The sequence below is a fragment of the Collinsella sp. TF08-11AT genome (assembly GCF_003437035.1).
Taxonomy (GTDB): Bacteria; Actinomycetota; Coriobacteriia; order Coriobacteriales; family Coriobacteriaceae; genus Collinsella.
This window is the reverse complement of the sequence record NZ_QSRL01000005.1, coordinates 118,138-139,062: the sequence shown is the minus strand read 5'-3', so window position 1 is coordinate 139,062 and position 20,925 is coordinate 118,138. Positions and strand designations below refer to the sequence as shown.

At 58.7% G+C, this 20,925-nt stretch carries 20 protein-coding genes and 1 pseudogene; 9 read left to right on the top strand and 12 right to left on the bottom strand.

The window, feature by feature from the left end; genetic code table 11:
- The first annotated feature begins 18 nt into the window (after window positions 1–18).
- The 6 genes and pseudogenes from secE to DXC79_RS05150 all read left to right on the top strand — a co-directional run bounded on the left by secE (window position 19) and on the right by DXC79_RS05150 (window position 3,876).
- Window positions 19–357, top strand: a complete 339-nt coding sequence (secE, locus tag DXC79_RS05175; RefSeq protein WP_117635375.1) for a preprotein translocase subunit SecE — start codon at window positions 19–21, stop codon at window positions 355–357.
- Window positions 358–360: 3 nt separating this feature from the next.
- Window positions 361–897, top strand: a complete 537-nt coding sequence (gene nusG / locus DXC79_RS05170) for a transcription termination/antitermination protein NusG (RefSeq protein ID WP_006234984.1) — start codon at window positions 361–363, stop codon at window positions 895–897.
- A gap of 120 nt (window positions 898–1,017) precedes the next feature.
- Window positions 1,018–1,446 (top strand): 50S ribosomal protein L11, encoded by a 429-nt coding sequence (gene rplK / locus DXC79_RS05165; RefSeq protein ID WP_022093893.1) that lies wholly within the window; start codon window positions 1,018–1,020, stop codon window positions 1,444–1,446.
- 117 nt (window positions 1,447–1,563) lie between these two features.
- The gene (gene rplA / locus DXC79_RS05160) at window positions 1,564–2,271 is read left to right on the top strand and encodes a 50S ribosomal protein L1 (protein ID WP_089572518.1); all 708 of its coding nucleotides are present in this window, start codon (window positions 1,564–1,566) and stop codon (window positions 2,269–2,271) included.
- Between the two features lie 311 nt (window positions 2,272–2,582).
- Window positions 2,583–3,302, top strand: a pseudogene (locus DXC79_RS05155) (hypothetical protein).
- Window positions 3,226–3,876 (top strand): isocitrate/isopropylmalate family dehydrogenase, encoded by a 651-nt coding sequence (locus DXC79_RS05150; RefSeq protein ID WP_233503006.1) that lies wholly within the window; start codon window positions 3,226–3,228, stop codon window positions 3,874–3,876. The pseudogene DXC79_RS05155 and the gene DXC79_RS05150 overlap by 77 nt, the downstream one beginning before the upstream one ends.
- A 351-nt stretch (window positions 3,877–4,227) precedes the next feature.
- Here the strand turns inward: DXC79_RS05150 and DXC79_RS05145 are convergent, their stop codons facing one another.
- The 11 genes from DXC79_RS05145 to DXC79_RS05095 all read right to left on the bottom strand — a co-directional run bounded on the left by DXC79_RS05145 (window position 4,228) and on the right by DXC79_RS05095 (window position 16,195).
- A complete protein-coding gene (locus tag DXC79_RS05145; protein ID WP_117635373.1) occupies window positions 4,228–5,358 on the bottom strand; it encodes a DUF4179 domain-containing protein in 1,131 nt (376 codons plus the stop codon).
- A complete protein-coding gene (locus tag DXC79_RS05140) occupies window positions 5,339–5,899 on the bottom strand; it encodes an RNA polymerase sigma factor (protein WP_117583099.1) in 561 nt (186 codons plus the stop codon). The genes DXC79_RS05145 and DXC79_RS05140 overlap by 20 nt, the downstream gene beginning before the upstream one ends.
- Before the next feature lie 232 nt (window positions 5,900–6,131).
- Window positions 6,132–6,842 (bottom strand): metallophosphoesterase, encoded by a 711-nt coding sequence (locus tag DXC79_RS05135; protein WP_117635372.1) that lies wholly within the window; start codon window positions 6,840–6,842, stop codon window positions 6,132–6,134.
- Entirely contained in the window at window positions 6,839–8,755 is a 1,917-nt protein-coding gene (locus DXC79_RS05130; protein ID WP_117635371.1) for a BMP family ABC transporter substrate-binding protein, read from the bottom strand. The genes DXC79_RS05135 and DXC79_RS05130 overlap by 4 nt, the downstream gene beginning before the upstream one ends.
- A gap of 93 nt (window positions 8,756–8,848) precedes the next feature.
- Window positions 8,849–9,616, bottom strand: coding sequence for a mechanosensitive ion channel family protein (locus DXC79_RS05125; protein WP_117635370.1), 768 nt, complete (start codon window positions 9,614–9,616; stop codon window positions 8,849–8,851).
- A 330-nt stretch (window positions 9,617–9,946) separates the two neighbouring features.
- Entirely contained in the window at window positions 9,947–10,741 is a 795-nt protein-coding gene (locus tag DXC79_RS05120) for an ABC transporter ATP-binding protein (protein ID WP_022093887.1), read from the bottom strand.
- Window positions 10,734–11,657, bottom strand: a complete 924-nt coding sequence (locus DXC79_RS05115; protein ID WP_006234992.1) for an ABC transporter permease — start codon at window positions 11,655–11,657, stop codon at window positions 10,734–10,736. Before DXC79_RS05115 ends, DXC79_RS05120 begins: the two co-directional genes overlap by 8 nt.
- Before the next feature lie 204 nt (window positions 11,658–11,861).
- The gene (locus tag DXC79_RS05110; RefSeq protein ID WP_117635369.1) at window positions 11,862–12,842 is read right to left on the bottom strand and encodes an ABC transporter substrate-binding protein; all 981 of its coding nucleotides are present in this window, start codon (window positions 12,840–12,842) and stop codon (window positions 11,862–11,864) included.
- Between the two features lie 160 nt (window positions 12,843–13,002).
- Window positions 13,003–13,788 (bottom strand): hypothetical protein, encoded by a 786-nt coding sequence (locus DXC79_RS05105; protein WP_117635368.1) that lies wholly within the window; start codon window positions 13,786–13,788, stop codon window positions 13,003–13,005.
- A gap of 258 nt (window positions 13,789–14,046) precedes the next feature.
- Window positions 14,047–15,450, bottom strand: coding sequence for an asparagine--tRNA ligase (gene asnS / locus DXC79_RS05100; RefSeq protein ID WP_117635367.1), 1,404 nt, complete (start codon window positions 15,448–15,450; stop codon window positions 14,047–14,049).
- A gap of 181 nt (window positions 15,451–15,631) precedes the next feature.
- A complete protein-coding gene (locus DXC79_RS05095; protein ID WP_022093882.1) occupies window positions 15,632–16,195 on the bottom strand; it encodes a PTS glucose transporter subunit IIA in 564 nt (187 codons plus the stop codon).
- Between the two features lie 243 nt (window positions 16,196–16,438).
- Here DXC79_RS05095 and DXC79_RS05090 point away from each other — a divergent pair, with 243 nt between their 5' ends.
- Window positions 16,439–17,341, top strand: coding sequence for an alpha/beta hydrolase (locus DXC79_RS05090; RefSeq protein WP_117635366.1), 903 nt, complete (start codon window positions 16,439–16,441; stop codon window positions 17,339–17,341).
- 113 nt (window positions 17,342–17,454) lie between these two features.
- On the opposite strand, the gene DXC79_RS05085 is transcribed toward DXC79_RS05090, so the two are convergent.
- The gene (locus DXC79_RS05085; RefSeq protein ID WP_117635365.1) at window positions 17,455–18,105 is read right to left on the bottom strand and encodes a GntR family transcriptional regulator; all 651 of its coding nucleotides are present in this window, start codon (window positions 18,103–18,105) and stop codon (window positions 17,455–17,457) included.
- A gap of 254 nt (window positions 18,106–18,359) precedes the next feature.
- Between DXC79_RS05085 and DXC79_RS05080 the strand changes: the two genes are divergently transcribed.
- Together DXC79_RS05080 and DXC79_RS05075 are read left to right on the top strand one after the other, a co-directional pair.
- Window positions 18,360–19,136, top strand: a complete 777-nt coding sequence (locus DXC79_RS05080; protein WP_117635364.1) for a dimethylarginine dimethylaminohydrolase family protein — start codon at window positions 18,360–18,362, stop codon at window positions 19,134–19,136.
- A 107-nt stretch (window positions 19,137–19,243) separates the two neighbouring features.
- The gene (locus DXC79_RS05075; protein ID WP_117635363.1) at window positions 19,244–20,707 is read left to right on the top strand and encodes a basic amino acid/polyamine antiporter; all 1,464 of its coding nucleotides are present in this window, start codon (window positions 19,244–19,246) and stop codon (window positions 20,705–20,707) included.
- Window positions 20,708–20,925 lie beyond the last annotated feature (218 nt).

The window sequence follows — 20,925 nt, the reverse complement described above, 5'->3', positions numbered from 1 at the left end:
TGCGCGGAGGTAACCCAAATGGCCAACAAGAAGAACAAGAAGAAGGCTCAGCAGCCGGCACCTGCCAACAACGCTGCTGCCAACTCCAAGGTTGAGGCCAAGAAGGCCGTTGCCAAGAAGAACGAGAAGGCTGCGAAGTCCAAGAAGAACGAGAAGCCTGGTTTCTTCGCCCGCACCAAGAAGTATTTCGCTTCGGTCAAGTCCGAGATGAAGCGTGTCACGTGGCCTGATAAGAAGGAGCTCGTGAACTACTCGGTCGTCGTTTGCGCTTCTCTGGTCGTCGTCGGCGTCGTCATCGCTCTGCTCGATGCTGGCTTTGGCGAGGCTCTTGCTCTGTTCTCTGGATTGAGGGGCTAAACCATGTCTAAGCGTTGGTACGTCGTTCACACTTACTCCGGATACGAGAACCGCGTAAAGTCCGATCTCGAGCATCGTATCGAGACCATGGGCATGCAGGACCGTATCTTTGATATCGAGATTCCTATGGAGCGCGTCACCGAGATCAAAGAGGGTGGCAAGCGCGAGACCAAGGATTCTAAGATCTTTCCGGGTTATGTCCTGGTTCGCATGGAGATGGATGACGATGCGTGGACGTGTGTTCGCAACACGCCCGGCGTCACCGGTTTCCTAGGCGGCAACGGCAAGCCCGCTCCGCTTTCCCGCGACGAGTACAACAAGATGACTCGTCGTCCCGGTAAGGGCGATTCGCCCAAGCGCACCTCGGTTGATATTCAGGTCGGCACGTCCGTCCGCGTCACCGATGGCCCGCTTACCGACTTTGATGGCAAGGTCTCCGAGGTTAACACCGAGGCTGGCAAGCTCAAGGTCACGCTGATGATCTTTGGCCGCGAGACGCCGGTCGAGCTCGACTTTAACCAGGTCGCTGTCATCGCTTAAGTTTTCGTCCGTTCGCGCGAGCGTGCTTCTTCTGTGACTGCTCATCTCAGGAGTGCTTCTAACACGTGCGTGCTTACGATATAGCAAGTACTTCACACTCGTGATTCGAAAGGAATGACCATGGCTGAGAAGAAGGTTGCCAACGTCATTAAGCTCCAGATTCCTGCTGGTGCAGCTAACCCCGCTCCTCCCGTCGGCCCCGCCCTGGGCGCCGCTGGCGTGAACATCATGCAGTTCTGCCAGGCCTTTAACGCCGAGACGCAGGACAAGAAGGGTGACATCATCCCCGTTGAGATCTCTGTCTACGAGGACAAGTCCTTCTCCTTCATCACCAAGACCCCGCCGGCGGCTCACCTCATCAAGAAGGAGCTGAACCTCAAGTCTGGTTCCGCTAAGCCCCAGGCCGACAAGGTTGGTCAGCTCTCCCAGGAGCAGCTCACCAAGATCGCCGAGATCAAGATGCCGGACCTCAATGCCAACGACATTGACGCCGCCAAGAAGATCATCGCCGGTACCGCCCGCTCCATGGGCGTCACCATCGCTGAGTAGCGATTTCTTTAGGTAATGACGGGTGCTCCGACCGGGGCGCCCGTTAAATGTGTGCAATAGGGCACACGATACGATGTGGGAGGGCTCACGCCCGTTTAACCACAGGAGGTAATGCACATGGCTAAGCATGGTAAGAGCTATAACGCCGCTGCCGAGAAGATCGACCGCGCCACGCTCTACACCCCCCTTCAGGCTGCCAAGCTCATCAAGGAGCTCGACACCGCCAAGTTCGACGAGACCGTCGAGGCCCACTTCCGTCTGGGCATCGATACTCGTAAGGCTGACCAGAACATCCGTGGTTCCATCTCCCTGCCCCACGGCACCGGCAAGACCGTTCGTGTTGCCGTCTTCGCCGAGGGCGAGAAGGCCCGCGAGGCTGAGGCTGCCGGCGCCGACATCATCGGTTCCGACGAGCTTGTCGCCCAGATTCAGAAGGGCGAGATCAACTTCGACGCCGCTATCGCTACGCCGAACATGATGGCCAAGGTTGGCCGCATCGGTAAGATCCTTGGTCCCCGTGGCCTCATGCCGAACCCCAAGCTCGGCACCGTGACCATGGACGTCGCCAAGATGGTCTCCGAGCTCAAGGCTGGCCGCGTTGAGTACCGCGCCGACCGCTACGGCATCTGCCACGTGCCCCTGGGCAAGAAGTCCTTCTCTGAGCAGCAGCTCGTCGAGAACTACGCTGCCCTGTACACCGAGATCCTGCGCGTCAAGCCCTCTTCTGCTAAGGGCAAGTACGTCAAGTCCATCTCCGTGTCTTCCACCATGGGCCCTGGCGTCAAGGTCGATCCCGCTATCCAGCGCGACTTCCTGGCTGAGTAACTAACAGTTACTGCCTGAGCAAAGCAAGCATTGCTAAAGAGACCCGGTTCTGCCTCGTGCAGGACCGGGTCTCTTGCTATCTCGGGGCAAAACCAACATGAAGGGGACAGGCGCCTTTGTGGTGGTTTTACTTGTGTTGTACTTTAGCGCGATGTAGTACTACCCGAGGCCGAAGGGAGCCCAACATGTTTAAGAACACGCAACAGCTCCTAGGCCTAGCGCTACTAGATTGGATAGCGCGCTAGGGTTGTAATCTCGCTATAACGATTTGTTGTACCCGGGTGCGCTATCGTCTGCCGCTTTCAGGCGTGATGAGCGACACGGGTATTTTTCTATCTCTAGGCCTTCTCTCTCTCCTGAAAGCCATCTGTCATAAAACGGTCAATCAGGAGGAACATATAAGCCGCAAAATCACAATCTTTGACGCCACCCTGTGCGACGGTGAGCAGTCGCCGGGCGCCAGCATGAATACCGAGGAAAAGCTCTTCATCGCCCGCCAGCTGGTGCGCATGAACGTGGACGTTATCGAGGCGGGCTTTCCCATCTCGAGTCCTGGTGACTTTCGCTCCGTACAGGAGATTGGCAAGATTGCGGGCGACCGATGCACGGTATGCGGCCTGACGCGCGCTGTCGACAGGGATATCGAAGTGGCTGCAGAGGCGCTCAAAACGGCCCAGAGGCCCCGTATCCATACAGGGCTGGGTGTGAGCACCAGTCACCTGCGCGACAAGCTCCATATGACTGAGGAAAGGGCAATTGAGTGAGCGATCCATGCCGTCAAACATGCTCGCAAGTTCGTTGACGATGTTGAGTTTTATGCCGAGGATGCCGGCCGCTCCGATCAGGAGTTTCTGGTGCGCATTATCGAGGCGGCCGTAAAGGCCGGTGCCACGGTCGTGAACATCCCCGATACGATGGGCTACAACATGCCGTGGGACTTTGGCGCCCGCATCCGTGACCTGCGCGGGCGCTGCGGGTGCGGCCGGTCAGCGTGCGGTCGACGTGATGGAGTATCGCGAGTACGATATTGAGCGCATTGCGCGCCAGGCATTTGAGGCGGCGCGCAAACGTCGCGGCAAGGTGACGAGCGTTGATAAGCGCAACGTGCTGGAGACGAGCCGCATGTGGCGCGAGATCGTGCATCGCGTGCAAGACGAGGAGTACTCCGACGTGGAGCTTGAGGACCTGCTCGTCGACAACGCCGCCATGCAGCTCATCAGTCGACCGGCAGACTTTGACGTCGTGGTGACGGAGAACATGTTCGGCGACATCCTGTCCGATGAGGCGGCTCAGATTACCGGATCGCTCGGTATGCTTGCCTCTGCCTCGCTGGATGATGGCGTATCGCTGTTTGGGCCGAGCGCTGGCAGCGCTCCTGACATCGCGGGGCTCGGCGTGGCCAATCCGCTGGCTCAAATCTTGTCGGTGGCGATGCTGCTGACCTACGCGCTCGACATGGGCGAGCAAGCCGCGTGGATCGAGAGCGCCGTGGCGCGCGTGCTCGACGAGGGCTGGCGCACCCGTGACATCGCCGATGTCAACACTCCGGCAGATAAGACCCTCGGCACCACGACGATGGGCGACAAGGTCGTCGCCGCGCTGTAGGCGATGCCGATTCAAGCTGTCAAATATCTCAATCTGTAACATCTAAGGGGCAAAATCGTTCCTACCTGTTACAGATTGAGATTTTCGGCTGAGCATCCGTGGTCTGTCTCGATCTGTAACAGCTAACCGATTATTTGGGCCCTACCTGTTACAGATTGAGACAAACCGTTGGGACAGGTCGGACGAGTCAGCAAAACCACCACAAAGGTGCCGGTCCCCTTCGTGGTGGTTTTTAGCGCAACGAGGTGTTCCCAGCCGACCATACGGGCGGCCTTGCGCTCACGCTGCTCGATGACAGCGCATCTTTAGACGCGAAGTGCGGAACCGGGTGCATATACGAGCCGCGTAGCGTTACGAATTCATGGGAATGACCGTATCGCCAATTTGTACGCTTGCAATCTTGTCTGTGTCACAAACTTGCGAGAACGGCCAGGTCTTGTGGACATCAGTGGTGCCGTTATCCAGTTTATTTGCGAAATAGCCGCTGTGGCTGGTTGCGTCCTCAACATGACCGTCTTTGAACGTCACGATGAGGGGTATGTTGCCAACGGCATCCATAGACTCCTCCATGTTTTGAGACATCTTGCCGCTGTTGTTGTCGTGTTCGATGGAACGATCTATGTTGTAGCGGACTGAAACGCCAACGCAGGATACGGTGGCCTCTTGAATCGTCGCCTTGGTGCCGTTAAAGTTGACCGATTTGGGCGCGGGAATCGTAACGGATGTATCTTCGTAATTCAGCTGGAACTTAAGATCCCATGGGCCCGTAAGTATTTTCTTATACTCGGGAAGCTCTTTGCCAGCACGTGGCACAACGAGAGAGTTGATATGCGTGCGGACGGTCCTGCCCATAAGGCCGGGTGATTCAACGCTGAACTGTGCAAAGTATTGAATGCTGGAGTCATTGGGGTTCTTGTCAATGAGCCATGATTGGCCTTGGCCGCCATGCTCGCCATCAACGTATACGTTTCCATCGACACTTCCGGCGATAGTTCCGTTCTCGCCCGGCTCGGAAAGCTTTTTCAGGGCAGCGGGATCGTCGAACGTAAGCGTATAGGCGATGGTAACCATATCCTTGTCGCCCATGATGGCGTCGGCGGTCACGGTGACTCCGTTGTTGGAGCAGCTAGCACCGACGGGCCGGCCAATACGGTCGATGATCTCGGTTTGAGAAGCAGGTCCGTCAAAGATGTCGGAAAGCATGTCAGAAGGAAGCGGCAGGACGCCTGTTGCCATAGCCGTGCCAGCGCCTCCAATGACGATAGCGAGGACTGCCGTTACAGCGGCAATGCGAGCGACTGTTCTTACGGGATGGCGGGCGATGCGCGGCTTGCGTCGCGTGCCATTAAAGTTGCTTTGAGCGGTCGCCGCATCGCTCGAGGCGACGGACTGAGCAATCGAGTTTGCCATGTGCTGCTTCGCATTATCGGTAAACGAAATGTGCTCCAGGGCGTGGCGATAGTCATTCGAATTCGTAGTCATTGTGGTCTCCTTTCAAGGAAAGCCGAAGTGACGCACGTCCGCGGCTAAGGTGCTGGGCGGTTGCAGCTGGCGTCGCGTGAACGGCGTCTGCGATTTCCCTGATGCTCATGCCTGCGTAGTAGTGCAAAAAGATGGCGATGCGCTGTGCTTGAGGCAGGGCCGTGACAGCGGAAAGAATGGCGCAGTCGCGTTGCGCGAATTCTTGCTCGGTATGTGTTACGGGTGCGCAGAAATCGGGGAGCGAATCGAGGTCGACAACCGGGTGATTCGCGTGCGTACGGCCGATATCGCGACATGCGTTCAGTGCGACTCGGATCACCCAAGCACGTTCGTGTTCGAGCGAGTCGAACGGTTGAGTGCGTTGGAGAATCTTGATCAGCGTGTCCTGGCAGATGTCTTGAGCGTCGTCAGCGGATCCAAGGGCCGAATAGCACAATCGAAGGATGAGGTCGGAATACGTGTCGACCAAGCGCTTTGCTTCCCGCTCGATCTGATCGGCATCGCATCGGAGCGTGCTATTGCGGTTACGGCGTGCAGGCATAGTGTCACCTCCAATTGGTCGTGGTGGATATAGGGAAGGCGTCTCGCGAGGTCCCTCTACATACAACACGGTCGAGACTGCATAAGTTGACAAAAAAAGACGGCACGTGAGCGCCGTCCTTACAAAACAATGAGTGTTCTCGTTAATTACACAAGCACCGTGATGGACAGGTCGGACGAGTCAGCAAAACCACCATAAAGGTGCCTATCCCCTTCGTGGTGGTTGTTGGCAGTTACCAGGGGGTTCTGGCGGTTGAAGACTCGATTGCTTCGTGGCGTTTGAGCTCGCGGCGCATGGTTTGCGAGTTGAGCCAAGCGGCCTTCCAACCGCGCGTGGGGTAGCGCGCCTCGTCAATTTCGATCTTGGTATAGCCGCAGGCGTTGACAATCTTCGTTCCGCATGGGTGTTGGCGCTCGCGTTGAAAGTTGGGGCCGTAGCTTTGGTGCACATGCCCGTGAATCATATAGTCGGGACCCCAAGACTCAAGAGCCGCATTAAAGCACTCGAATCCTCGATGCGGCAGGTCGTCCAGGTCGCCCATGCCTGCGACGGGTGCATGGGTAAGTAGAATATCGCATCCGTCTACCAGTGCGATTTTTCGCGATAGCTTGCGCATGCGTTTTGCCATCTCGCGCTCGGTATACATGTTCGCGCCGTCGCGGTAGCGCATGGAACCGCCCAGACCCGCAATGCGAATACCTCGGTACACATATACGCTGTCCTCAACACAAATGCACCCGCCCGGTGCATGGCGCGCGTAGCGGTCGTCGTGGTTGCCACGAACGTACACAAGCGGTTTGTTGATGACAGTGACCAAAAACTCAAGATAGTCCGGATCCAGGTCGCCTGCGGATAGAATCAGGTCAACGTCCTCAAAGCGCTCCTTGCGAAAGCACTCCCACAGGCATCGCTCTTCGGTATCGGCTATGGCAAGGATTTTCATAGGGCGCGGACCTTCGGCTCATCGTCGAGTTGCGGAATGGTGCCCACCACGTTGTCGGCCAGCCAGTCCATCTCGACGATTTGCGTGCTCGGCAGTGGGGGAAAGCCCTCGATCTGCACCACGCCGTCTTGGCTATGGAGCTCGCCGCCAAATGGATTGATGGAGCCCTCGACGATGCCATTGCGCAGTAGCTGAACAAGCTTGCGCGTCTGATAGGGCAGGCCCGGAGCGTAGCGAATGTCGATAACGCCCGAGCTCATACCATACCAGTAGTTGACGGCGCGAACCTGGCTGTTGTCACTGGTCTCATCCCAGGTGCCATGCAGCAGGCTTCGCACGATAAGCTCGTAGTAACGGCCCCAGTTCCATACCGGCATGGCGATGCCGACGACCTTGCCATCGACCAGGCGGTGGAGTCCGTAGGCCGTGGGGTCCTCCAGCGACTTGGACATGTCGACACCGGTCATAACACTCACGCCTTCGCGGCACATGGCCTCGGCAAGACCGCCGGCGGGTACATCGCCCCAGGTGAGGATTACCTGCGCGCGAGGGTCGAGCAGCGAGGCGCCGATGGCAAAGGCGTTGATCTCGCTAAGCGCGCCCGACGCAAAGACCGACGCGTGGTAGCCAATGCGATGGTTGTCCGCCATGCTAGCCGCAAGGGCGCCCAGGAGGAACTTGGCCTCGTACATCTTGCCAAAGTACGAACGGACGCTTTGGTGGGGAAGGCCGATAGAACAGTTAAGGAACCGAACCTGGGGATACTCAACGGCTGCCCTGAGCGTGTATTCCATCAGGCGGTGCGAGGTCGAGAAGATGACGTTGTCTCCATGTTTGACAGCCGTTTCCACGGCGGCGTAGAACACGTCCGGATCGTGGCAGTCCTCGAACGCCTCGGTGCGCACGATACCGCCAAAGTGCTCGTCGAGATACTGACGCCCTTGGTCGTGTAGGCTGTCCCAGCTCGACGTTGCACAAGGGAATTCATGGATAAAGGCGATGCGCAGGGGATTGGCCGCCGAATAGACGGTCTTGCCCATAAAGAAGTTGAGCACACCGGAGGTGGACTTGGCGGGCGACTCTTCCTCATCGACACTCGGCGCTTCGACAAGATCGACCTTGTCCTCGTCATTTTTGCCGGCAATGACCAGCTCGCGCCAAATTTTGCACAGGCGGTTTACGACGATATCCGTCGGCGTATCCAGCAGGCGGTCCTGGTTGTACACATTGAGGTAGACGAGCATGGCGTCGGCGGGCGTAATGTCCAGGTGGTCGCCGCCCGCGCGAAGGTAGGCGCGCTTAAAGAGCAAGAAGGTGTGGCGCAGGTAGTCGACCTTTTTCTGCGGCCATTTTTCGATAAGGTTCTGACCGAGCATCTTGGCGAGTGTCTCGTAGCTTCCCTCACGCGAGAACTCGATCTCGTATAGGGGGCAGACGCGCCAAAACGCGCAGAACTCACCGTATAGGCGGCTTTCGACGGAATCCCATGTGCCGGGGTAGAGACGGGTAATCTTGGCCGAAACCGTCGGGGCGTCCAGGAATTTGAGGACGCTGACGCGCTTGTTGCCCTCTTGGACGTAAAACCGATGCATGAACTCGGTGACGATGATGGGGTCGCGATAGCCCTCGGTCACCTGGATGTCGTAGAGGTTGGACCACTTGCGGGCGAACTCGGTGCTAAATGGCAACAGGGGCATAAAGTTGCACGAAAAGGCAGACTGACGGCCCTTGGTAACCGTGCCGACGACCATTTCGAGCGGAATATCCCGCAGGCCGACGCTCTCTCGCTGACCTAAGGGGAGCTGGGCAACCAAGCTGTCGAGGTCCGTAAGGTACGGGTGCTCGCTTTGGCTGATGGCGCGACGGCGTCCCTGCTCGCCGCGCTTGCGTGCTTGACGATAGGCCTCTTCCATGGTGTCTACTCCCTTAGTCGTTTAAACAACGATATGAACCATGGTACCACGATGCGAAACTACCACAAAGGTGCCTGTCCCCTTTGTGGTAGTTTAGGCGATGATGGGGGCGATGGCGCGGATGCAGGCGTCGGCTGCCGTAAAGGTGGTGCTGTCGTCACTGACGATAAAGATGATCTTACCCTTAATGCCAAAGTCGCCGATCTCGCTAAAGAGCACGTAGGGTTCCTTGTCAAAGCCCGAGATGGGTGAAACGGCGACCTTGGTGGCACAGGCGAGCTCGTCTGCCAGCGCATCGAGCGAGTCCCACTTTGACGTGTCCTTCACCGCGACGGGAACGACAACGCGTCCAAAGGGCATGAGGTGCACGAGTGTGTTCTTGGAGATGTTGGAGTTGGGGACGATGATGGTCTGTCCGCAGGCGTCCTCGATGGTCGTGTGGCGCCAAGTGATGTCCTGGACCACGCCCGACACGCCGCCGACCTCGATATTGTCGCCGGGCTTGATGATGCCCATAAAGGTCACTTGCATGCCGCCGATAAGGTTTGATAGCGTGTCCTGAAAGCCGAGCGAGATGGCGATGCCGCCGACGCCAAGAGCGGCGACGAGCGCGTTTGCGTTAATGCCAAAGCAGTTGTCGAGGATAAAGCTGCCGCCGATCATCCAAATGACGGCACGCGCGATGTTGATGAAGATGCTCGATGCGGGAAGCGGGTTGTCGTCTCGGTTGAGTAGGTGGCGCAGGGTCTTGGATGCCACCTTGGCGGCGATGGCGGTGACTATTACCAAGATGACGGCCCAGATGATGTTGTGGACCCAGCGCTGCTCAAAGAAATGAAGAATCGGTTCAAACAATTCCATGTAGGGAAAACCTCCTAATGATCATTCAACCATGATACCCACCAAAAAGCCCATCACATCGGACGGGCCGATAACTTGAGATGGGGTGGCCGCGGTGGCGTAAGCTGGGCCGCCGGCGAGCACGCCGGCAAGGAGTGCGGCGGTCAAGCAAGACGGGGAAGGAGTCTTCTCATGGCAGTTTCCTTAGTTCTTAACCAGTGGTTCCTGCTGACGCTGGATTATCGACATGATATGCGAAAACCGTCGCAAAGGTATCTGTTCCTTTGCGGCGGTTTTGACGTTTGCGCAGATAAAACCTGCCAAAATAAACCTGTCCCTTATTGGCAGGTTTTAGCTCAGCAGCATGCGGTCGTTGGCGAGCTCGCCGCCCGAGACCTCCTCGAACTTCTGCAGCAGGTCGGCGACGGTGAGCGACTTCTTCTCGTCGCCCGCCACGTCGTAGATAACGTGGCCCTCGTGCATCATGATCAGGCGATTGCCCAGACGGATGGCGTCATTCATGTTGTGCGTGACCATGAGCGTGGTCAGGTGGTTCTCGTCGACAATCTCCTCGGTCAGATTGAGCACCTTAGAGGCGGTCTTGGGGTCGAGTGCCGCGGTGTGCTCGTCGAGCAGCAGCAAGCGCGGCTTGGTGAGCGTGGCCATGAGCAGCGTGAGTGCCTGGCGCTGGCCACCCGAAAGCAGGCCGACCTTGGCGTTGAGGCGCGTGTCCAGGCCAAGGTCCAGGCGCTTGAGCAACTCAACGTACTCGTCCTTCTCGGCCTTGGTGACGCCCCACGAAAGGCCGCGACGCTGGCCGCGACGCTTGGCGAGGGCCAAGTTCTCGGCAATCTGCATGTCGGCTGCGGTGCCGCGCATGGGATCCTGGAACACGCGGCCCAGGTACTTGGCGCGCTGCGACTCGCTCAGGCGCGAGATGTCGGTGCCGTCGAGCTCGATAACGCCCGAATCGAGCGGATATACGCCGGCAATCATGTTGAGCAGCGTGGATTTGCCGGCGCCGTTGCCGCCGATCACAGTTACAAAGTCGCCGTCGTTGAGGGTAAGGTCGACGCCGGTGAGCGCGCGCTTCTCGGTGACGGTGCCCTTGTTAAAGGTCTTCTTGACGTGCGAGAGCTTAAGCATCTGCCTCATCTCCCTTCGTGTAGGAGCTGCGGAGCTTATAGCGCTCCCAAACCACGGGCACGCACAGGGCCACGGCGACAATCACAGCAGAGAGCAGTTTCATGTCGTTGGCGTCCATGCCCAGCTGCAGCACGATGGCGCGGATGAGGAAGTACACCACGGAGCCAAAGACGGCGGAGGCCAGACGGACGGAGAACTGCGTGAGACCGCCGGGCAGCAGGCGGCCGAGCACCTCGCCGATGACGATGGCGGCAAGACCGATAACGATGGCGCCGGTGCCCATGCCAATGTCGGCATACTTTTGGCTCTGGCAGATGAGCGCGCCCGAAAGGCCGATGAGGGCGTTGGAGAGCACGAGGGCGATCATCTTGGTGGAGTTGGTGTTGACGCCTAGAGCGCGGATCATGTACTCGTTGTTGCCGGTGGCGCGCAGCGCCGAGCCGATCTCGGTGCCAAAGAACCAATACAGGATGGCAACGATAGCCACGGCGAGCAGGATGCCCAAGATGATGGCAACGGTGGACTGCGGCAGACCGGTCATATTGCTGACGGCCGAGAACACGGTGCCCTTGGCAAGAATGGGCGTATTGGACTTGCCCATGATGCGCAGGTTGATGGACCACAGGCTGATCTGGGTGAGGATTCCGGCGAGGATCGCGGGAATCTCAAAGACGGTGGTCAAAATGCCCGTGACGGCACCCGCGATGGCGCCGGCGCACATACCGGCCAGCACAGCGAGCAGCGGGTCGACGTTGTTATTGACGATGAGCACAGCGCAGACGCAGCCGCCGAGGGCAAAGCTGCCGTCGCAGGTCATATCGGGAATGTCGAGCAGGCGGAACGTGATAAACACGCCAAGCACCATAATGCCCCAGAGGACGCCTTGCGAAACAGCGCCCTGCAATGCAATGAGCATGCTTCATACCTCCTAGGATAGGATGGACACGTGAGTCACCATAATAGCGGTAACAATGCATAAAAGAGCTGCGGACGAATGTTTTGTCTCATCCGTAACAAGCAGGGCGAACGCCGGTCTTTGGCGTTCGCCCCTGTGGCTCAGATATTGAATAACACGGCAACGGCGCGAGTATGGGCCCTAGGCACATTGCCGCGCATGCCGCTACTCGTCCAGAGCGGAAAGATCGATGCCCAGCGCCTCGGCCATTTCGTCGTTCTTGACGACGACCAGGTCCTTGCTCGAGAGATGCTTGATCGGCATATCCTCGGGCTTGGCCTCGCCCTTAAGAATCTTGACGGCCATTTCGCCCGCGGCGTAGCCCAGATCCTCGTAGTTGATGGAGAGGGTGAACAGGCCGCCGGCCATGCACATGCCCTCCTCGCCGGTCACGAAGGGAAGCTTGTTCTCCTTGCAGATCTGGCCCACCTGCGAGGCGCCCGCGGCGATGGTGTTGTCAGTGGGGGAGTAGAGCGCGTCGACCTTGCCCACGGCAGATTCGACGACGGACTGGATCTCGTTGGAACTCGAGACGGTGAAGTCGGTGTACTCCAGGCCCAGTTTGTCGAGTTCCTTCTTGGCGGCCTTGATCTGGACGTCGGAGTTGGACTCGGCGGTGCAGTAGAGCAGACCGATCTTCTTTACGTCGGGCAGGACCTTCTGCATCATCTCGAGCTGCTCGGCGACCGGGGTGAGGTCGGAGGCGCCCGTGACGTTGGTGCCGGGCTTATCGTTGTCCTGGACCAGGCCCGAGGCGGCATAGTCGGTGATGGCGCAGCCCACGATGGGGATATCGGCCGTGGCGCCGGCGGCAGCCTGCGCGGCGGGCGTGGCGATGGCATAAATCAGGTTGACGTTGTCGCCCACAAACTTGTCGGCAATGGACTTACACGTGGACTGGTCGTTCTGGGCGTTCTTCTGGTCGATCTTGACCTTAAGGCCGCTCTCCTTGATGGCCTTGACAAAGCCGTCGTTGGCGGCATCGAGTGCGGAGTGCTCGGTGAGCTGCAGAACGCCGATGGTGTAGTCGGAACCGGCGGCAGCAGAGCCGGAACCAGAGTTGCCGCCGCATCCGGCGAGCGGGGCGAGTGCGAGCAGGCCGGCGGAGACCAGGAGGCTCCTGCGGCTGATGGTGATGTCCTTCATATCATTACCCCCAGTATAAAAATGGCTGGAAACACTGCACTGGGACAAAGTGCAAGTGGAACTATAGTAGCGCTGATGTCCATTTTTACAACAGCCTGGCGGGTTTTTTAATACAGAATCGGATGGGCGGTACGGGTAGTCGAATGGGCGGCGGAGGGTCTTATGCGGCGGAGGAGGTGTCGTCCTCGTCCAGGGCGGCGAAGAGCTTCTTGCCGTCGAGGAGACGTGTGGTGACGTTTCTCATTCGGCCAATCTCTACGGTACGCAACGTGTCATCGGCGCCTCGGGCGTCATAGACCGTTCCCAGCAAATACGAGATGCCATCGCGCTGCCTGATGGCAAAGGGACGGAGTGTCATCCGTGCTGCTTCGGTTTCGCCGCGCGTCGTGACGCTCGAAATATCAAAACTCACCGTGGTTCCGTGGTCGATGGCCTGCTCGACGAGCTCGCACGTGTCGATGCGCTTGATGGGCGTGTGTGTTGCCTTGGTAGCCTTGCTGCCTGCGTTTGGAGCGGGTTCGGGTGTATCGAGGTAGCCGCGAACGTCGGCGCTCGCCATGGCAACTAAGTGCTGCGCCATGCTTTTTCGAATGGCGATGGGCGTAGAGCGGTTGCGCATGACCATGCCGTGGAGCCGGATGATCTCTTCATCGGTGAGCGGGCGGGTAAGAAGTTTGTAGCCCACGCCGCGTTTGTACTCAATTTCGTATCCGGCATGGCGAAGCGCAGAGATGGCGGTGTAGATACTGCGCCGCGCCGCCGAGATGGGCATGCGGGCGGGGTCGTCGGGATGGGCGAGGCGCCGGATCAACTCATCGGAAAGCATGGCCTTGTCCTCGCCGGTGTTTTCGCTTAATAGTTGCAGGATGCGAACGGCGCGATAGGCTGCCATCGAGGCGGCGCCTCTAGTCGTGGTGTCGTAGGTTTCAACAGCGGCTTCGGTCATGGTGCCCACGTCCTTTCCGTTTTGGGTGGCGACGGTATGGAGCCTAGGACGTGGGGCTTTCCCAGGGGCGCAGGGCGCTCTGGGCGGTCGGTAGTCGTCGGCAAACGGCGGGTCGAGTTTTCAACAGCCCTGCTCAACTGACCAAAAACTTGCCAAAAGCTTGACGGGTGCTGTTGAAAAAAGCGCCTCTCGACCGATGTCGAGAGGCGCTTGTGCGATGAGCGTTGGCGTGTGGCGACGCGAGCTAGCGTCCGACGATTAGAAGTCGGCGTTGCCCACGGTGCGCGGGTGCGGCAGGACGTCGCGGATGTTGCCCACGCCGGTCAGATACATGACCAAGCGCTCGAAGCCCAGACCGTAGCCGGCGTGCTTGCAGGAACCGTAGCGGCGCAGGTCAAGGTAGTACTTGTACTGCTCGGGATTCATGCCCAGGTCCTTGATGCGGGCCTCGAGCAGATCCAGGCGCTCCTCGCGCTGGGAGCCGCCGATAATCTCGCCGATACCGGGAACCAGGCAGTCGGCGGCGGCGACGGTCTTGCCGTCCTCGTTCATGCGCATGTAGAACGCCTTGATCTCGGCCGGGTAGTCGGTCACAAAAGTCGGTCGCTTAAAGTGTTCCTCGGTCAGGAAACGCTCGTGCTCGGTTTGCAGGTCGATGCCCCAGCTCACGGGATAGTCAAACTTGTGACCGGCGGCGACGGCCTGCTCCAGGATCTCGACGGCCTCGGTGTAGGTAACGCGGGCAAAGTCGGAGTTGGCGACATGGTCCAGGCGCTCGAGCAGACCCTTGTCCACAAACTTGTTGAGCATATTGAGCTCGTCGGGGCAGGTTGCCATGACGTCCTTGAGGACATACTTGAGCATGGCCTCGGCGTTATCCATATAGTCGTTAAGGTCGGCAAAGGCCATCTCGGGCTCGATCATCCAAAACTCGGCGGCGTGGCGCGTGGTGTTGGAGTTCTCGGCACGGAAGGTGGGGCCAAAGGTGTACACGTCGCCAAAGGCCATGGCAAAGTTCTCGGCATTGAGCTGGCCGGACACGGTGAGGCTCGCATGCTTGCCAAAGAAGTCCTGGCTCCAGTCGACCTCGCCGGACTCGGTGAGGGGCGGATTTTTGGGGTCGAGCGTGGTCACGCGGAACATCTCGCCGGCGCCCTCGCAGTCACTCGTGGTGATGATGGGGGTGTTGACGTAGACAAAGCCCTGCTCTTGGAAGAAGCGGTGGATGGCAGCAGCCGCGACAGAGCGGATGCGGAACACGGCGCGGAACAGGTTGGTGCGCGGGCGCAGGTGCTGCTGGGTGCGCAGGAACTCGACGGTTGCGCGCTTCTTCTGCAGCGGGTAATCCGGGGCGCTGACGCCCTCGACCTCGATGGAGGTGGCAGAAAGCTCGAAAGGCTGGGGCGCATCGGGGGTCAGCTTGACGGTGCCGGTGCAAATGAGTGCGGCCGAGACGTTTTGATGGGCGATCTCGTCGTAGTTGTCGAGTGCCTCGCGGTTCATGACGACCTGCAGGTCGCGGAAGCAGCTGCCGTCGTTGAGCGTAACAAAGCCAAAGTTCTTCATGTCGCGGACGGACTTGACCCAGCCGGCGACGGTGACGGTCTGGCCGCCGAGCGACTCGGCATCGGCATAGAGCTGCGCGATTTTGGTGCGGTTCACGTATCCTCCCATAACGGTTGAATGATAGCTATCCATACAGTTCGATATTCTAGCAGCTCGGCTCATTTGGGCTATACAGATAAGGCATTGGCGGGATGGTTTTTCAAACGAAAAGCGCCCGCGGCCAGATGGTCGCGGGCGCTTGACGAGGTGCCTTTTGGCTGTGTGGCGCGGGGCCTGGCTACTTGGTCTTGGCTACCAGCAGCGGGTCGCCAAGCTTGACGAGCGGGTTGCCGCCGATAAGCGTTCCAGACTCGCCGACATGGTCGATGCTCTTAAGACGATCGAGCTCGGAGACGATGACGGTCACGATGTCCTCGTGACCAGCGGCCTTAATGGCCTCGCGGTCGAAGCTGATGAGCGGCTGGCCTGCCTTGACCACATCGCCCATCTCGACAAAGCGGGCAAAACCCTTGCCGTTCATTTCCACGGTGCCCAGGCCAACATGGATGAACACGCGAAGACCGTCCTCGGTGATCATGCCAATGGAGTGGTTGGTGACAGTGGTGGCGCCGATGCGGCCGTTGGCGGGCGCATAGATGGTGCCGGTAATGGGCTCGATGCCATAGCCCTGGCCAAGCATGCCCGAGGCGATCGTCTCGTCGGGAACTTCGTCCAGGTTGACGAGCACGCCGTTGACGGGGGCATAGATGACGCCTTCGCGGGTGGCGAAGCTTGCTGCGGGCGGAACGGACGCCTCGCCGGTCGAGGTGAAGGTGGACTTAAGCGAATCGAGCAGACCCATAGTTGCCTCCAACTTAAATAGGCGCATATCGCGCGTTTGGTTTGCCGGAAACGTTTCATATGTGTTTCGCGGCTTGGTCAACGCCCCCTATTTTACGCTGCTCAGCGATACCTCTGAGCTGGGATTATGTGATATATCAGTTGAAGGGAAACTTATTGCTGGTGTGTTTCTGCGCCACGGGTTCAAGTGGGGTACGCTTGAAGGCAAAAACAAGGGCGCATAATTTGCGCGAAGGGAGCACATATGATTGTCGAGAACTATGCGCTGTGGGGCGAGGAGCCGACCGAGGATTATCCGGCGACCTTTACGTATCTGGGTGCCGAGCCGCTGCCCGACAAGCCCAATGGCCGCCGCCCCGCGGTGATCATCTGCGGCGGAGGCGGGTTTACGCATATCGCTCCGCACGAGCAGGACCCGGTGGCGTTTGCATTTTTGGACCGCGGCTACCAGGCCTTTGTGCTCAACTATGTCACGAGTTCTACGGGTGACGTGAGCTTTCCGCGCCCCCAGGCAGATCTTGCCAAGATGGTCGCCACGGTGCGCGCCAACGCCGACGAGTGGCATGTCGATCCTAAGCGCGTGTGCGTCGTGGGATTCTCGGCGGGCGGCATGATCTGTGCCTCGCTGGCAACGCAGTGGAAGACCGGCCCCTTCGCGGCACTTGCCGGGGCGCGTCCGGACGACATTCGCCCCGATGCCGTGGTGCTGGGCTATCCGCTGCTCGACTTTGCCTATGTGCGTGATATGCAGACGCGCGACCCGCGCATCGACCTGCGCGTGCCCAAGACGGGTGGCAAGACGGGGCGCGATTTACTCAACGACTATCTGTCGATGGTGACGGGCGGCGAGGCCACCGACGAGCACCTGGCCGATATCTGCCCCACCACGCATGTTTCGCGTCAGATGCCGCCGACCTTTGTGTGGGGCGTGTCCGACGACAAGACGGCGCCGATCGCGCAGGTCTACCCGTTTGCGCAGCGCATGGCCGAGGAGGGCGTCGCATGCGAGATGCACGTCTTTGACCAGGGCGGCCACGGCCTTTCGCTCGGTAACGCCAACACCGCGGTCGACAACGAGGACAAGCAGGTGGCGGTTCGTCCTTGGATTCGCCTAGCCTTCCGCTTTCTCGAGCGCCACGGTTTCTAGACCGCGCAGCACGAGAGTGGATAATCTCCCATTTTTTGGTCTGCTTTTCGACAAAAATGGGAGATTATTCACTCTCGTGAGGTGGACATTTGAAAGCTTCCTTTGTTGCTTTTCTACCAAACGGTGAACTGGGCGTTGTCCGTGTTCCAATGGACATCGCGAACGTAGTCTCGCACGCCCACTGCATCTCGCGCTTCGAACAGCTCAAGAATATGAGCATGCTCGGCATTGGCTATACCCAGCAGTTTGCACGCCGTCTCCTGGTCGACGGTCTCGTAATCGCGCTTGATAAAGCAGCGCTCGAGTTGCGAAATCATGTCGCGCAGACGGTCGTTGCCGCAGCGGTTAAAGTACGTCAGGTGAAAGTCTCGCTGAATGTCGTCGTACTTTCGGATAAGACCGCCCTGGATCGCAAGGTCCATGGACCCAACCAAAAACTTTAGCTGCATGATGTCCTCTTCGGTCAGGAGGGGGCAGGCGAGATATGCCGCCTGCCCGTCGAGCGGCCCCATAATCTCAAAGACCTCAACGGCATTTTGCTGATCGAATCCACGGACGCGGAATCCGCGGCGGGGGAGATTGTCCAGATAGCCATCGCTTGCCAGCTGGATGAGCGCCTCGCGAACCGGCGTGCGCGAAACGCCCATGGCATCGCAGATCGCTTGCTCGCTCACGCGGTCGCCGGCCGAAAGCTCGCCGGCGTCTATACGACTCGAAATGTAGTCGTATACATGGTCCTTCAAGGGCCTTCTGAGTGTTTCCATGAACTTATAACCCTTAACTGTATATTTTCAATATTAAATACGTTTCGCTTGAATAGGCTAATTGAATTATAGAACGACCAGCTAGATCGCGCTACTTAATCAGAAGAAGCAAAAATACGCTTGCCGAGAAAAACCTACCGCTCAGGATTGTATACAATATACAAAACAGCAAAGACACCCTAAGATAAAGCCATCGGAAGGAAGGCGGACGCAAGGAAGTCCGCCCTCTACTAAGAGATCCAAGGAGGATCATCATGACCAAGTTCAGCCACGTCATTATCCGTCGTCCCGGCAAGTCCCTGAGCAATGGCATCACGAGCGCCCCCGAGCTTGGCCAGCCCATCTACGAGCGCGCTATCGAGGAGCACTACGATTACGAGCACGCGCTCGAGCAGTGCGGCGTTGACGTGTCGGTGCTGCCGGCTCTCGAGCAGTATCCCGACAGCTGCTTCGTCGAGGATCCTGCTGTTATCACTCGCTGCGGCGCCATCATTACCAACCCCGGTGCCGATAGCCGTAACGGCGAGAAGGACGAGATCGAGCCGGTTGTCCGTCGCTTCTTTGACGACGAGCATGTCAAGCACATCGTTTCCCCCGGTACGCTCGACGGCGGCGACGTCATGATGGTCGGTGACCATTTCTACGTCGGTCGTTCCGCTCGCACCAACGAAGAGGGCATCCGCCAGTTCTGCGAGATTCTCGAGGGCTGGGGCCTCGAGGGCTCCGAGGTGCCGCTGGAGGAGGTCCTGCACCTCAAGACGGGCGTCAACTACATCGAGGACAACAACATGCTCGTCTCCGGTGAGTTCATCGATAAGCCCGACTTTGCCCAGTACAACAAGATCGTCGTGCCCGAGGACGAGGCTTACGGCGCCAATTGCATCTGGGTCAACGGTACGGTCATCGTTGCCGAGGGCTATCCGACCGTGCTCAAGGCCGTGCAGGATCTGGGCTACAAGACGCTTGTTGTCGACACCTCCGAGTACCGCAAGGTCGACGGCGGCCTCTCCTGCCTGTCGCTGCGCTTCTAATACGGTCGCTGTACTAGCTTAATGATCGCTTGACCGATGGCCCGGCACCCGATTCGGGCGTCTGGGCCATCTCTGTGCGGTCGCTTGATGGAGGGGGTGCACATAGAATGGCCTCTAAAACTTGTAACGACGAGATGATCGACCCCAATGGTCTGGATCTCTTCCGCCTGACTATGATGGTCATCACCGCGAGCATTTGCGGCGGTATCTTTTCGCTTGCCGGTGATATGGCGGCAGGCGGAGCCAATACCGGCGCGGTTATTGTCTCGTGGGGAATTTGCTTTATCGGCGTCTTTGCGCTGATGATGGTGTTCAACGGTCTGTCTCAGGCTCGCCCCGACCTGACCGGCGGCATCTATGCATATGCTGCGGCTGGCTTTGGCGATTACATTGGATTCAACTCCGCTTGGGGCTACTGGATCAGCGCGTGCCTTTCCAACGTGAGCTTTGCGCTCTTGCTGTTTAGCGCGCTGGGCTATTTCTTCCCTGCGTTTGGCACGGGCAACAATCTGCTTTCCATCATCTGCGCCAGCGTGTTTTTGTGGTTCCTTACCGCTCTCGTGCTTCGCGGCGTCAAGGAAGCCGCGGGCATTAACACGATCGTCACCTTGGCGAAGCTGGTGCCGCTGGGACTCTTTGTGCTGAGCATCGTGCTCCTGGGTAAGTTCAACGTCGATATCTTTATGGACAACTTCTGGGGCGAGCCGGCTGGTCCTGGCTTTGGCGAGCAAGTTGTCTCGACCATGATTGCGCTTGTCTGGGTCTTCACGGGCATCGAGGGCGCTGTTGTCATCTCGGGCCGTGCAAAATATGTGCGCGACGTCGGCCGCTCGACGGCACTTGGATTTGCGGCCGTGTTCACGCTGTATCTGATTATCTCACTGCTGTCGCTCGGTATTATGCCGCGCGCGGAGATGGCGCAGCTCGCAACGCCCTCCATGGCGGGAATTCTGGAGCGCGCAATCGGTCCGGTTGGTGCTGCCATCGTAAACCTTGGCGTTATCCTCTCGCTGGTCGGCGCAATGCTGGGTTACGTCATCATTGCATCCGAGACGCCGTTTGAGGCGGCGCGCCAGGGTTCCTTCCCGCTGGCGTTTGCCAAGACGAATGAGCACGACGCCCCGGTGGTAACGATTCTCGTGAGCTCCGGTATCACACAGCTCTTCTTGATTGTGTCGTATGTGGCGGCGAGCACCTACCAGTTCTTCTATAGCTGCGCGGTCAACACGATCCTGGTTCCGTATGTCTGCTCGGCTGCCTATTACATGGTGATCGGCTGGAAGAGGGAGCATCTGGACGGACCGCATGCGCCAAGCGTCGGCAAGGCGCGCTTCTTCGGTACGCTCGGCTTTATCTACACGTTGTTCCTTGTGTGGTCGACGGGCCTCCAGGGCGTCATGATTACGACGATTCTTTTTGCTCCGGCCATTCCCGTTTACATTGCGGGCGAGCGCGGGCGCGGCAAGCAGGTGCTTCCGCACCTGCACGACAAGCTGATCGCAGCGGTGGTCATTGTCGTGGCGGTCATCTCGCTGTATCTGCACTTTGCCGGCATTGCGCCGATTGTCTAAGACTATGGCGAGCTTTATTGCTTGGTAGGCCGGCGGACATCGCGTATCGGTGCTGTTTGGCATTCCATAACTGGTGTGGGTCTCTAAAACGTGCCTCTGTGAGTGCCCACCAAGTCCGCGCGGGTGACATATGTTGCCAGCGCGGGCTTTTGCAGCTGCGGTGAAATAGTTCCTGTTTTTGCTGGTTAAAGCATCAAACAGGAACTATTCCACCGCAA